The following is a 13,681-nucleotide window of genomic DNA, read 5'->3' on the forward strand; positions in this document are numbered from 1 at the left end:
ATGCCGCAGCGGCACTGTCCTGCGTGCTCACTCTAGCTTAGAAGTCGTCTTCGATCTCGACTTCCGTTTCGACCTCGGTCACCACTTGGCTCTCGATTGGCGTATAGAGGTCGATCTCGGCGTCATCGGTTTCCAGCGATACGACCAATGCATACCTAGCCGAACGGCTCCATCGTTCTAGGTGAGGACGCTCTCGCCACCAGCCGGTAACAGGATGAACCGCTATCACTCCACAAGCTGCTAGTTCGCTCGCCGTTCCCGTCCAGGTATCAGAATGTACCGAACCACGCGTTCTAAGGTTCTTACCAAGCTGCCAACTACGGTCCTCAGCAACTGAATCAGGGCGTTCCTCTCGATCTTCCCAGGCGTCCTTGCTCAGACGTTGATCGAACTGCTCTACGGTCTCAACCGGTCGCTTCACGTCAAAACGCAGGCCGTGAGATTGATAACGATGTTTCGTTTGCCAGCCGCGTCGACCAGGACTCGGTTCAATGAAGTAGGATAAAGTCACTCGCATCTTGATCGGCGTCTCTCCGAGGCTCTCCAGGACTTCCTTCGGCCAAGGTAGCGCGTGCATTCGCATGTCCTTCGTTTTAATCTTCCCATCAACTCGGTCGAATGGCTGCAACGAATCTTGCACAATCATCGTGGCGGCATTGGACACGCTCCAGAGAGCCCGGTCGATATTCGGTACGCCGTACCCATAACAACGGATTCGCTTGTGACGCTCTCTGTGAGGAAACTCTTCAAGCATTGCGCCCGTCCACTCTGCCGAGTGAACCATCAATGCTCGCACTGTCTCTGGCCAGAGGTGCGGGTACTTGGCATTGACCATCGCCGCAAACCGAGCTGCTTGCGCTGTGGCTCCGCTCGTGTCGCCACTTGTCGTCAGCAACGCTCCTGTAGGACTCAATCGTGTCGTTAGTAAAGCCAGATCATCAATGGAATCAGCATGCCCGCTGCCCGATTCGCGGGCGCTGTTGCCGCCCTCCATGACGATGTCGGGCTTCAGTGGCCATTCCTTCTTTTCCCAGATCACGGAAGTGCGACTGCAAGGACTTAGCAATCCTGCTTTTGCAACAGGCTCCCAATCTACGTATTCCTGCGAACGAATAACGCAAAGTTCGGTGTAGGCCCCCACTGTCACAACGTTCCAGGCATGCGAAGGGTCTTCAACACCTTCTAGGTGGTTACTTGCCGGATATTCGTGACGAGTTTCGGAAGGAGTGTTTCCAGCGGAAACAAACATCAGACGTTGATTGGAATCCAAAGCTCCGCTGCAAAGCTGATCAACAGAAGCCGACCAGGAGGTTGGCAAGCCTTCGTCGCACTTTTCAGCGGTTACCGCCAGGCAGATTGCGCGATTGCGTGTCGGTGACTGCACTTCCGCGCGCGCAACTGCTTCGCTCGTAATTGCTCCGTAGTGTTCTGGGCTGTTTGAACCTTCATCAGGGAGGATTTTCACCGATTCCAGGCGATGAGAAAGTTGCACCGGTTCTTCGCTTCCAAGGACTTCAGTCAAGCAGCCATACAAGGCTAGGCCTGCCATTTCCGTGCCGTGTCCCTTGCGATCAGCGGGCGTCCAGTTTGGGTCAACAGTCAGCAAATGCTCTTCGTCGAGTGCGATCTCAAGCAACGGATGGCTGCGATTCACGCCTGTATCGAGTAGGCATACCGCTGGCGCGTCCTCATTGGGCAGCGTGATCCGTGCCAACGCGGATCGAATCCTTTCCGCTTGTTCCTTTGGTGTTAATTCGACGAACTCGGTCGGCACCTTTGCCGCCGCCCGTAGCTCCGCCAGCAAGTCAAACAAATTGTGAAACTGCTCCCATTGCTCTGCACTCGCTTCGGCGAGAAGCACGATCCGCTCAGGGAACCGCACCAAGCGTTGACTGACCGTAATGCCAATCCGTTGCGCCTCGGCTTGGAATTTCTCTACGACTCCCGTAACCTCGCCGTCGTTTCGCAGCCAGATCTCCCACCAAATTCTATCCGTCTGAGTAGGGTATGGCTTCGAGTCCGTCCAGAACGAACGAAGCGTAGCCTGTCGCACGAAACTAATACTCTCTACCAACGCCTGATTCTTAGGAGCGCCGCTATCTGCGTCTTCGTCGATATAACGTTCAAAGATTCGTAGGAACATCGCCGCCTTGTTCGTCGGCACGAACACAACGGCGAACATCTTACCGCTATCTTCACGGACGTTGACCAGCTCAATACCGCTTCGCTCCCGTTCGAGGCTTTCGATCTTGAGAGCAAACCCTGGGTCGCTCTCAAACTCTAATGTGATGCCTTCGGGGCGTTCGGATTCGTCTTCCTCTTCGGTTTCGGAAGAGGAATCGGCTACTGCTGTGCGAATGCTACTGACAATACCTGTGCCGTGGCTGCGACGGTCATCTCGTGGAGGCGTTTTGAACGGCGCGCTACCACCCCCGCTAGTAGACGTGTAGGTCTTCGTTTCTCCCGTGTCGCGGAGGACAAGATGCGGATGCTGAGTCATGCTTTCTCACACACGTTAGAGCCTTATAGTTCCGCCTCGACTCCGCTCAGAAAAAGCCTGAACGAGCAACTGTGTTGTCACTTTGCTCTTGCCCGCAAGAAGACAATCTTTCGCGGCGTCATCGCACGCTCGTGAGATTTCCGCATGACTAAGTCCCGCAGAAACGTCTTTGACTTTGGTCCACGCGATTCGCCCTAGGCCAAAGGAGCTAAGTCTATTCTCGATGAGTGCCTTAACCTGCTCTGGGGTCGGGATGACGTATTCAATCACATCGTCGAAACGACGAAACAACGCGTCGTCGAGCATCTCTACATAATTCGTGGCAGCAACCACGAGGCTGTCTGAATCGTCTTGTTCGAGAAACTGGAGGAACGAATTCAAGACTCGACGAATCTCGCCTACGTCGTTTTTCGCTCCTCGATTCGAGCCAATCGCATCGAACTCGTCGAACAGGTACACGCCGCGAGTTTCGTGCATCGACTCAAAAATTACGTGAAGCTTTGCAGCCGTCTCCCCCATGAACTTGGTAATGAGGCCATGTAGCTGCACACTAAACAGTGGGAGCTTAAGTTCCCCTGCTAAGGCCGAGGCCGTCATCGTCTTTCCGCAACCAGGTGGACCAACGAGTAAGAGCTTCCGTCGTGCTGACAAACTGTGTTCGCGGAGACGATTCTGGTGCCGATACTCTCTAAGTACTCGCTTGAGTCGCGGCTCCACTTCCTCGCTCAAGACCATTTCACTCAGTAGGGTCTTCGGGTATGAAACCGTCAGTAGCCCAGCAAGTTCGCCTGATGGGCGAGCGATGGGTACTGGCCTTGTTAGGGTGCCGGATGACTGCTGCTTCTTGATCTCGTCGACCAGATCTCGCAAGTCTTTAGCAAGCTTCTCCTTCCCGGTGCGCGCAGCCTGAGACGCAATCTGCATTGCGACGGATACAAAATGCTCCCCGTCGCCCGCAGAAAAGCTCCTCACCAATGCTTTTACTTGCTCACCTGTTGCCATAAGTCGCGTCCTGATTACTCAAGAATTAGCGTGCTCTGTTGAGGTCTTGGACGCTAATCCTTCCTGCTCTGTATCGTAATTGATCCTTACCCGCCAGTCACTTAGGTCAAATCGGCATTTTGGCCAGATCAGTGAACAATTGCCGGCACAGTCCGCCAACTCTCTCTGTTTTGACGCTAGCGGGCTCCTCACGGTCTAGAGATCCGCTGTTGAACGCTACGCTGCGTGCCCAGCTTGGTCCCAGCTTGGTCCCTGAACTCCTGAAATCCGCTTGTGGCGTAGTTGGGCGTTTCCCTGCGGGTCGGGCTCGCTCCAGGCTCCGCTAACGCTTCGGTCTCATACGAGACTGCGTTGCACCCTCCACATCCCTAACGCGGCTCTCATTGCTCTCGGCATTCCGTTCGGCGAAGGGATGAATCTGAACTCGCTTCAGGTTGAGCACCTCGTAGGGCACTGGCAGTTTGACGCCAGCAATCTTTCGCACTTTGTTGATGTCGCGTACAAGTGCCAGCAGCTGTTGCCGCACTGGTGCATACGGTTGGTAGGAAATTGCGTCCAACTCATGGGCCAGATTCTGCACGGAGCGATGCGGCGCAATGTTCAGAAAATACGCCCGCAATCGACGGTAGGTCCGCTTTTCGATTTCCACGCGAGAGCGCCAGGCATGGTCGCGCTCGCCGCGAGCAGGGCGCTCCCCTCGCCCACGGAGTTCTTTGTAGAGCGTTTTGTCCTCCTCGGATTTTCTCGCCCAGTGGCCGCGCCGGTAGCTCACGGCGTAGCCTTCAAACAATCTTGAATCAGCATGCTTCTTTTTCTTTCTGCGTAGACGGGCGACTTTAGGGATGAGAATCGGCACCTTCCGCGCGTCGCGGATCAAATCCTCCTCACGCTGTCTGAATTCATGCAGGCCCTGACTGCACATCAGGAGAAAGAAACTCTCGTGCCGAATGTACTGCATGTTTGCCAGTCCAGAACGCTTTCGACTCGCCCGTTCCCGTTCGGTAACATCGATTTGGTAGCGAGCGATTAGTTTGCTGTCGATTTCTTCCGGATCTTTTTCCTCGGGAATCATCCCGGTGACGTAATACCAGTAGCCGTGTCGCAAATAGCTGACGGCGACCTGCTGTACGAGGCCATCAATACTTGTCGCTTGGCAGCGATAAGCCTTCGGCCTCTGCAAACTAGCCGGTCCCCTGCTCAGAGAGCACAACAGCCAGTCCTTGATCAGAAATCCAAATATAGTGTTCTATCAGTATTTTGTTATTCACGATCCTCCTCGGCATTTCATAAATCAACACAAATCGGATGAGGAGTTGTTGTGGCACAACTCCTCGGAAAGCCGTCGAAGGCGAAATCCTTCTCGCTCAGAAATTCAGGCGCGTTTGAACGCATCTCAAACGCTTGGTCATCAGGTGCTCAAGCTCATAAATGCGAGCTACCTAATTCCATAGCGGAGTCACGTATCGTGACGCAAGCCTTGCCCTGCGGTGCTTTCTGCGCCCGCGCAGGGTTGATTCCTGTTGAGTAGCCACAATTATAGTGGCTACACGTTTTTTGCCTTTTTCCAAACCTTACTCACAGTCCTCTGGTGCAAGACGCACGTAGACTGTGAGTCGCTGGTACACGGCCACGGCAGCCCAAGCCCTCCGGCTTGAACTGCCTTAGCCGCTCACCGTCACTTCCATGAACCGCTGGTTTTTTTGACCAGCGGCATGTCCACATCGCTGGGTGCGTTTCCGCACTCAGTCGGCTCTTTCCTTTTCGCCATCGCATCAGGTAACCAGCCTGATACGCGAAAGCCCTTACGACTGGTAGCCGCTCGGACTCGGCCTTCCGGCCTTCGTACTTAAGCCTCACTCCCCCACTACGGTATTTGAAACACCTGACTGACTTTGTCAGGCACCGGATGTCACTCCGGCCACCGTAGCGGTTCCCTCGTTAGTTTCGCCCTTCGTTCAATTAGCCGAATCGTTCGGCGCAGGTAAGCTTGCTAGTCGCTGTTAAACGACGGTCCATCGTTGTATGTGCAGGCTCCCGCCTGCCATAGTCACCGTTCAACTGTTGTTGAACGTTTTCGGGGGGTAGAACCAACAAGCTCCTCCCCTACCCATCAACGATCAGATTTTCGCTCTTTACCAACTCTCCTGCTGAACTTACTGGCAAGCCCTTGGACCCTGTGGTTCCTTGGGCCTTTCGTGGTTGAGCTATTTCCCGCCGAGCGTTTAACTCGGTCGCCGGATGAAGTCACTCATCCGAAGCAGTTTGTCACCAAACTGCTGGTCCCCACGCCAGCGACGTTGATCGAACTCGCTATCGAAGCAAGCCCCGATCCCCGTCGACGGGATTTGAAAGACTCCGCTTTCTCACCCGCTTTGCGACGAAACAAGCATTTAATAACTACTAAATGCCGTTTCCGAGTCGCCCGTGTTCCCGCGCCGCTTTGCGGCATCGGATAGAAGTGGTGGATTACTTCGAACTGCGTTTTTCTGACCTACAACGTCAGCTTAAGCGCATTTGCCGAGATTACTCACCGACAGCCTCCGTCGAGCTACAGGGTCTACTCACAGCAATAGACGCTTCATGCGTTCTTGCTGTGAGGGTTCCAGAAACTTGCGTTCCCCGAACCGCCCTCGGACAAGCCACTCTCATGGCATCCGGCTCTACTGAGAAAATGCGTGACGGATAACAACTCCCGTCCCCTTTCATTGCTGGTTAGGCAAATCCTAGGCGCAACTCCCTAGCGATGTGGACATCAGCAATGCTGCTTCGGCGACACCTTCTTGATGCCGCCTTCCCGCAACATGCGTTCTCCGCGTCCGATGCGACTGTTTACCGCTTGGCTCCGACCTCCAAATGATGAGATCGGCGTACCGTACGAGGCAACGAAGTACAAGATATTCATACACATGAAAGTCTGGGATTACTTAGAAAAAAACTAGCGATGGGTGCTCCAAAGCGTAGGAGTATAGCGTAGCTGGAGCGTCTTAAGCGCCGTTTTGAAAGCTGGAGCGGCTGCCACAACTTATTGTCGCGTTCTCGCCTTGTCCGTTTCGTTGGAAGTGGTCTCGCAATATTAACTGACAATATTGGTCAAAAATTACCCCTCCTACTTTTTCGGCACGTAAATAGCCGTCTCGCTTGGTGCGATCCGCCCGCGCTAGGGCGTCGTCTTGGAACCGAGCTTTCTCGCTTTCACACAAGCCACTCCAGAACACTCGGAATTTGCGGTCTAGTGCTGCCTCCACAGCTCGTTCTCTCGCGTCTTTCTGCTCTCGTTGTCGCAGCTGCTTTACGTCTGCATCCTTAGACTGCTTCTCTGCAGCGCGCTGCTGCTTGCTACTCCTAAAACCTTTCGGCTTCTTATATTCAGACTCGCTTTTGATTCCAGCAACGAGGAACCCTGCTCCCCTCGCTTCGCCGCGTTCGTTATGCCAATCAAAAAGCTCAAGCATGCTCTGCACCCTTTCGCCTGGATAATTGGCAACAAGGCTCGCGGCTACCCTCTCACCAACGCCGCGCTTCGTTAGTTCCAAGCTAGCGCCACTCAACTGCGGCTTCGCCGCAACTTGCCTCCTTGCGGTTTTCCTTTTCTTTTGGAAAACCGCCTCCCATTTTCCACGGGAGATCTTGCGGAATCGCTCGTCGGCCTCCATCGGACGCAGGTCCCAAAGGGCTTCAAGCTCGCGAATTCCTTTCATCAAGGCTCGCTTCGTTTGTGCCGTGTTGTAATTCCGGCTGACACGAACCTTGTCGTAGGCAAGCTCGTGCAGATCAAGCGTTAGTCGGTCTGAGCGATAGAACCGCTTATCGAGAAAGCGGTAAAGGCGCTTGGCGACGGGGTCTTTCAGCCTGCAATACAAATCCCAGTCGAGTTTCTTGAGGTAGCCCGCCTGAAAACTCTCGTAGACCACTTCATTCCATACGAACCAAGAGTCTGCAGGCGAAGCGATTTTCTCTTCTTCCTCACGCTCGTAGACGAAGAGGTTATCGAATACGCCGAAGTCTCGATTTACCCAACTCTTTCGTGCTTTATCGTAGAAGGCGCGATCAGAATAGACCGTCAGTCCCTTCCAGCGGCGAAGCGATGTAGCAACTCTGCGGTAGTAACGAGTTTCATCTGGCCAGCGAAGGAGTTTTAGCAATTCGTAGCGGCTAAAGTGAACTTCCCTACTATGGAAATCGCCAAGGCTTGAAAGTTGAATGCAGGCAAGGAGCACGTCATCGTCTTTTGAGGTCGGGAGGCCGTATCGGTCAGAACCGGAAATGGTCAACTTCCTCGGCAGGTGCTTTCTTTTTTCTTCATCCCAGACGGTATCTTCAAAGACAACGGTTTTTGTGCCGTCGAGAAAGCGGTCGCAGATGGCAGCAAGTGGGAACTCAGCAAAATTCAGTTCGTCACGACCCTGACCGAAGTTCTCTAGACGATGCTGCCGTAATTGCTTTTCGCTTTGATTCAAATCCTATTACCAAAAATCAACAACACTTGTTGTTGTAGTTTAGAGTTTTACTACAAGAGTTAACTCGGCCTTTTTATCCATGCTTTCGGCAGCTTACCCACTGAAAACGTGTTTCATTTCACAGTAATCCGCCATTCTTTGGTGTTTCGTCTCACGGTAAAACGTGTTTCGTTTCACGGCCCAAAGATGTTTCGATTCACGGTAAAACATGTCTCATTTCACGGTCCCCAATTGAGGTCCTATAGCGTAGCGAAATACGTCATCACTGCGGCCATTTCCTGCCGAGCATTAGTGTTAGATTTTGAGCGAAAGAATTCGTTGACGAATCGAGTTGGTGGGCGGTAGTCTGGATGTCGCTACAACATTCCAAAGACCGCGCGACTCGTTTCGCCTGGTTCCGCAAAAAGACCGACTCGCCAAAGTCGGTTTTTTTGTGCCTAAAATCTAACCCCCTCACCCACTCCACACCACAAGTAGCCCCTAGCGCTTTAAGCGCTTTGAACCAACTCAACATTCTCAGTACCGCCGAGTTCTGACAATTGATTTTCTTTTCCGGCAAGCATGCAGGCCAGCAAGCATGTCAGCATGCTTGCAAGCTATCCTGCGGGCTGGCAACTGACCGGCCACTAATTTCCCTACCCTCTTTCTCACCAACTCCCCGTAGGCATTCCTTCTTGCTACTTGCTACTTGCAAGCTGGCCAGCATGTCAGCCTGCAAGCATGATTGCTGGTTGGCAGGCCTGCGGGTTGCGCAGACGGTTGGCTTGCTTCCTGCGTTGCAAGCCTACAGGTCAGCAAGCAAGTTTGCTGTGCGGCAAGAAAACACACCAGCATGTCGGCTGCGCAGCATGATTGCAGGCAGGCCGTATTGCCTGCACTACAGCAAACAATATTGCTGGCCAGCCCGTCAGCTGCGTGACAATATGCGCAGCCATCTTGCGTGAAATATTACTTGCCAACTTTGGTGCAACTACTTTACGGTTTCTTTGATGATTATTGCGCTAGTAAATTCCAAAGGCGGAGTAGGGAAGTCTACTCTTGCTGGCAACTTAGCTGCCTGGCTCCACGAGCAAGGCCATAGTGTGATCCTGGCCGATTGCGATGCACAGAAGTCTTCATCGCAATGGGTTCAGGAGGCAAAGCCAGACATTCAGGTCTTCCATTTCGCTAACTCAGACGAGATTCTCGACAGCCTTCCAGTGCTCCGAGACAAGGCCGATTACATCGTTGCCGATGGCCCCGGAAGCCAGACCGAGACAAGTCGGGCACTTCTAATGTGGGCAGACCTTGCGGTAATTCCTTGTAAGGCGAGCATGTTTGAAGCTCGTGCACTGGCGATGAACACCGCGTTCGTCCGCCAAGCTCAGGCCATTCGAAACGGTCAGCCTGATGCAATTGCAGTTCTGACGATGGTTGGTCGTGATTACCGGCTGACCAAAGACATGCGAGATGCGGCAGCATCACTAGAGTTGACAGTCGCTGAAGCACCAATTGGACTTCGTCAGGCATATGCCGACGCGCCAGGGCAGGCGACCTTCGTTTGGAAGATGGGTTCATCGGCCCGTGACGCTGCAGAGGAAATTGATGCTCTTTTTCGTGAACTTCTACCCGAAGCTTGCACCGAGAACGTAGTTCCGATGCGGCGGGTGAGGGGACGAAAGAAACGGGCTAACGGATAGGAGTACATCAGATGGCTGAACGAAAACCACTTACCGCTGGACTTACCGTTGTTCCTCCCGGAGCTGACGCTGATGCCGTTCGCGCGTTCGTTACTCAAGAAAGAACACCTCCACCAGCGACGGAAGCCAAGCTTCCTGCCACTGAGACTAAGAAGGTGACACAAGCAGTCGAGGAAGAGCCTGAAGCTGAAGAAGTCCGGACTCCGAAGAAGCGAAAAGGGAAGAAGGCCGCATTTCCCGTAGGGCTCATTCCCGTTACGGTTCGGCTGAAACCAGAAATTGCCGCAGCCCTCAAGCGGGCTTCTTTAGAACGGCAACTTGCTGGTGAAGAAATCTATACCCAGCAAGACCTCGTAGAAGAAGCCCTTGAGCCTTGGCTTAAAGGGGAGGGGCACCTTTAGGGTAGCTTGTTGCCACCGCCACCCCGCCAGCAAGCGGTTTCACGACGACTTGCGTTCGAGCCAGCAATACCGGCTATAACACACCGCCGCTAACCACTTTGCTTCTACCACCCCTTGATGGACTCGCCAACACTCCCACGCGTCAAGGTCCGCTTTGCTCTCCACCTTGACCCGCTCCGCTTTTGGCTCGGCTGTATATCCGCTCGCATCCTGCGGTTCCCGATGATGGAATTTTTATATCCTACGGGACACCTTGAATGCTCGCTCGCCCGGCCTACCGCCACCGCTAGGGAAAAGTGCTTCGCACTTCTACTTCTTATTTTTTGATGCCGAGAGCATCAAATTTTGCCCTTCTTAGATTGTCTCGATCGCTACGCTCCTCGCCTGGTCTTCGGTGACGGTTAAGTAAACCAAACCGGGTGCGGCAAAGCCGCAGTTCCCGGTTCTGTTATCACGTTACCTTATGTGGTTTCCCAGTGAAAAACTGCTTTTCACTTGCAACACCACCCACACAACCACCCCTTCGCTTCGCGGTTCCCACAGGGAGACCGCCTCCGCCCACCGTCGAAAAACGAGTCTTCTTTTATGCATTGAGAACATGCTTGGGCATGTCCTCAATATGTTCGCCTGGGGGCTCACACCCTTCGGGCACGGCTTCGGGGTGCTAGGGGCACCCGCTACGCCGGGTTCGCTTAGGAAGCGAACCCCCACGCTTCGAGGCTAGGGCCTCTCGCGGGTCCCCCCGACACGCTGGGGGCGTGTCTTCCTGCTGTCTCTGCTAAGCCAGTTTGCTGGAGGGTAGGAGGCGTTTGGCCAAAGCTCGGTAAACGTAGCTTGAAATGTACGTTTCGAGGGTTGTTGTTTTGTTCCCGTCAAATGGAGTCGTGTTCGCACTTAGGTTTTGTAACGGTCGTGAATGCACTAGCAAAAACGCCAAACGTGTTGAAGGGTTCGCTCTCACGGCAACGAGTCACCCGCCGCAACTGTCATAAACAATCACCGCCTCGCATTGCGGTTTATATCTACAGACAAAGTTACCATTGCCTGGCGAGTGTTCCACTTTCGCTTTGCACTTGCTTCTTGACCGAGCAGCTTTGAGCTATTTCCCAAGCTCTTTTTCGCTTAGAATTCGACAGTCGCAAACCAGCTACTCACGCTACTGGAGTCACAGTTGTTCGCGACCAAATTGCTTTCTATCCAAGCCAACGAAGTGACGAGTAAGCCATGGGAAATCGAAAGAAGCCTAAGGGAGAAGAAGCAGACGCAATCAATGCGTATCGAGACGAGTACAAAGATATGATGGCGGATATCATCGCTCGTGACCAAAACGAGGCAAAACCTCCTACGACTCTTGACTACGTGCTGACATTGGCATTTGTTATTAACGACGAGAATTGCCCATTCAACTGGCACGTTAAGAACGGCTCCCCGCTTTCCAAGGAGTTCATCGCAGACCTTTTTGGTGCGGACGAGTGGGACGTCAGAGACGCTCTCTATAGACATAGCGGAACGCTTGGCCTGGTGGCCCCTCCTATTCAAGGACCGAAGACACTCAAAGAGGCTAAAAAACGATTAGAGATAAAGTTCGACATGGAACCTGCTTTGACTGGAGCAAGGGAGTTTGAGTCCATTAACGAAATGCGGGGCAAGCTAGAACTTGACGCTTTGCTAATGTTGCTCAATTCAGGAGACAAGGAGAAGACAAAAGTCATTGATGAGATGCAGAAGCATCACGAAGCAATCGGGAAAGTGGCTACCGCAGTGTCATCTTACTTGCACGGCGGCACACCGGAAGACCGAAGAAGGAACTTGGTACAACCGCTTTATTACGCGCCGAGAATCGGCCAGTACGCCGAAGACTTCTGGCTTCACGATAGAGATTTCCACATTGCAGCTTCGGTAGGCGTGGGCATGAACGTCAATGCCGGCATCCTAAGCATCTTGTTGGAGCGTATTCGTCTCACTGGTTCTAATCGTGCCACTATCATCGAGCGGATACCGAGGTCACACGAGCAGCATGAGGCTATCATCGAAGCAGTCATAGCTGGTTCTCGCAGTGGAATCGAAAAGGCGGTGAAAGCGCACTTCGATTCTTCAAATACAGATTTTGGATTTTGCGTGTGAAGAAGAGGGGCAAGTCGGAAAAAGAACCTTCACTAGAACAAAAAAAAGGCACCTGTTTGCAACCGGTAGCGATGAGGACATCGCTCTGGCAAACAGAACAGATGCCCCCGTCTCGCACGCCAAGCAATGGGAAACGTCAACTTTCCCAAGGCTTGAACCTGGCCTCCACAGTAGGGTGCTAAAGCCTACTATTTCGACCCGCTAAGACGTACGCTCGGTTGTCGGCAGAATGCCGGTAAAACGTCGTATCAGACTCACCCATATGTGTGCTGAGATAGAGCGTGATGAAGAGATTCTACTACCACATTACGCGATAAAGTACCAAACTACGTATTGCGTCGATGCAATATCGCATTGTCGCAACGATGCGTGTAAGCATTTGTTCTATAAGGATTTACGTTGATTGCTGTTCGCCAGACTATATGCTCACAACTATGCCTTCGGGCATAGCAGAAGGCCACGTCAACCGGCCTATTGCGAAACACCTTGCAGGGCTTGCTAAAACCCTGCGTGACGCGAACAAGAGTGATTCAGCGGTCGTGTTTGTCATCGAGGTGAACAACGACCTCAGCAAAGGATTGTAGAACCAGCATCGGTAGCAGGACGCGACATCGCCTAACGCTTACGCAGAATTAGAATTTACATAGCCCTGTTGATTTGTCTGAACGGACAAATTGGTGGGGCTTTTTTTGTGCCTGACCTCATAGTACGGAGTGCATTAAATGACAAATTCTCACGAAGCCATCTCCAGTTCCGCCGATGCGGCCGACCAGCAACCATCGAAAGTCATCGTCCTTGGTGGTGCGGCCACCGCCAGGAAAACTACTTCAGCTACGTGGCCAAGCCCGTCGCCAATGCCTTTCGTAAAGCATGACGGTGGTAGAAGCGATGCAGGGTATCGCGGGAAAGCTGGGGATTACGTCATCAGGGCAATTGCAATTGCTGCCGGGCTTTCTTATCTACTGGTTTATGCTGAGTTGCGTCGAAGAAACGAGCATTTCCGACGAACGAGTCGCTGCCGTGCAGCTAGAAGAATGAAATCTTCCACTCCGCGAAACGGGACCAACAAACGCGTCTATGACCCCTACCTGCTTGACCTGGGATTTACCTGGACTCCGACGATGGGTATCGGCACCGGCTGCCGTTTTCACTTGCATCCTGACGAACTCCCCACGGGCCGCCTAGTTGTTCGGCTATCAGGGCACCTTGCAGCTGTAATTGACGGCACGCTTTATGACACCAAGGACTGTAGCCGTGGCGGGACGCGTTGCGTCTACGGGTTTTATCAACGTAGCTAATAACCCTAGCACCCAAGGGGTCCACGATGAATGTGATGCACAGAACTATGGGCTCGATGTCAAAGCCCGGCAAAACCAAAGCTTCTACGGAAGCGACTAGAGAAATGCCGTATGAGCTGAAAATAAAGCACTCGGTGGCTCCCTATGTGAGCCGTTCGAAGATGCCAGAGGGAGTAACTCTTCTAATTGCAATGATACAGAATCTAAAAGCAATAGAAAA

9 protein-coding genes are annotated in these 13,681 nt (G+C 53.0%); 5 read left to right on the forward strand and 4 right to left on the reverse strand.

Annotated elements, in window-relative coordinates; translation table 11 throughout:
• Window positions 1-37: 37 nt before the first annotated feature.
• From Pr1d_RS23995 to Pr1d_RS24005, 3 genes are all read right to left on the reverse strand, one after another.
• Window positions 38-2,500, reverse strand: coding sequence for a S8 family peptidase (locus Pr1d_RS23995; RefSeq protein ID WP_148075897.1), 2,463 nt, complete (start codon window positions 2,498-2,500; stop codon window positions 38-40).
• A gap of 15 nt (window positions 2,501-2,515) precedes the next feature.
• Window positions 2,516-3,502 (reverse strand): AAA family ATPase, encoded by a 987-nt coding sequence (locus Pr1d_RS24000; RefSeq protein ID WP_148075898.1) that lies wholly within the window; start codon window positions 3,500-3,502, stop codon window positions 2,516-2,518.
• 322 nt (window positions 3,503-3,824) lie between these two features.
• A complete protein-coding gene (locus Pr1d_RS24005) occupies window positions 3,825-4,682 on the reverse strand; it encodes a hypothetical protein (RefSeq protein ID WP_148075899.1) in 858 nt (285 codons plus the stop codon).
• Window positions 4,683-5,697: 1,015 nt separating this feature from the next.
• Here Pr1d_RS24005 and Pr1d_RS24010 point away from each other — a divergent pair.
• Window positions 5,698-5,958 carry a hypothetical protein gene (locus tag Pr1d_RS24010; RefSeq protein ID WP_148075900.1) on the forward strand — a complete coding sequence of 87 codons (261 nt, stop codon included), beginning with the start codon at window positions 5,698-5,700 and terminating at the stop codon, window positions 5,956-5,958.
• Between the two features lie 528 nt (window positions 5,959-6,486).
• On the opposite strand, the gene Pr1d_RS24015 is transcribed toward Pr1d_RS24010, so the two are convergent.
• Window positions 6,487-7,959, reverse strand: coding sequence for a replication initiator protein A (locus Pr1d_RS24015; protein WP_148075901.1), 1,473 nt, complete (start codon window positions 7,957-7,959; stop codon window positions 6,487-6,489).
• 989 nt (window positions 7,960-8,948) lie between these two features.
• On the opposite strand from Pr1d_RS24015, the gene Pr1d_RS24020 reads away from it, so the two are divergent.
• From Pr1d_RS24020 to Pr1d_RS24035, 4 genes are all read left to right on the forward strand, one after another.
• Window positions 8,949-9,638 (forward strand): ParA family protein, encoded by a 690-nt coding sequence (locus Pr1d_RS24020; protein WP_148075902.1) that lies wholly within the window; start codon window positions 8,949-8,951, stop codon window positions 9,636-9,638.
• An 11-nt stretch (window positions 9,639-9,649) separates the two neighbouring features.
• Window positions 9,650-10,039: a hypothetical protein gene (locus tag Pr1d_RS24025; protein WP_148075903.1), complete on the forward strand. Its 390-nt coding sequence runs from the start codon at window positions 9,650-9,652 to the stop codon at window positions 10,037-10,039.
• Window positions 10,040-11,263: 1,224 nt separating this feature from the next.
• Window positions 11,264-12,163, forward strand: coding sequence for an FCD domain-containing protein (locus tag Pr1d_RS24030; RefSeq protein ID WP_148075904.1), 900 nt, complete (start codon window positions 11,264-11,266; stop codon window positions 12,161-12,163).
• 722 nt (window positions 12,164-12,885) lie between these two features.
• Window positions 12,886-13,461 carry a hypothetical protein gene (locus Pr1d_RS24035; protein ID WP_210417823.1) on the forward strand — a complete coding sequence of 192 codons (576 nt, stop codon included), beginning with the start codon at window positions 12,886-12,888 and terminating at the stop codon, window positions 13,459-13,461.
• Window positions 13,462-13,681 lie beyond the last annotated feature (220 nt).

The organism is Bythopirellula goksoeyrii (assembly GCF_008065115.1).
Classification (GTDB): domain Bacteria; phylum Planctomycetota; class Planctomycetia; order Pirellulales; family Lacipirellulaceae; genus Bythopirellula; species Bythopirellula goksoeyrii.

What these genes read in the sequence shown, in the direction of transcription:
- Pr1d_RS24035 (WP_210417823.1), top strand. Translation starts at nt 12,886, where the DNA reads ATGACAAATTCTCACGAAGCCATCTCCAGTTCCGCCGATGCGGCCGAC.
- Pr1d_RS24000 (WP_148075898.1), bottom strand. Translation starts at nt 3,502, where the DNA reads ATGGCAACAGGTGAGCAAGTAAAAGCATTGGTGAGGAGCTTTTCTGCG.
- Pr1d_RS24025 (WP_148075903.1), top strand. Translation starts at nt 9,650, where the DNA reads ATGGCTGAACGAAAACCACTTACCGCTGGACTTACCGTTGTTCCTCCC.
- Pr1d_RS24030 (WP_148075904.1), top strand. Translation starts at nt 11,264, where the DNA reads ATGGGAAATCGAAAGAAGCCTAAGGGAGAAGAAGCAGACGCAATCAAT.
- Pr1d_RS23995 (WP_148075897.1), bottom strand. Translation starts at nt 2,500, where the DNA reads ATGACTCAGCATCCGCATCTTGTCCTCCGCGACACGGGAGAAACGAAG.
- Pr1d_RS24020 (WP_148075902.1), top strand. Translation starts at nt 8,949, where the DNA reads ATGATTATTGCGCTAGTAAATTCCAAAGGCGGAGTAGGGAAGTCTACT.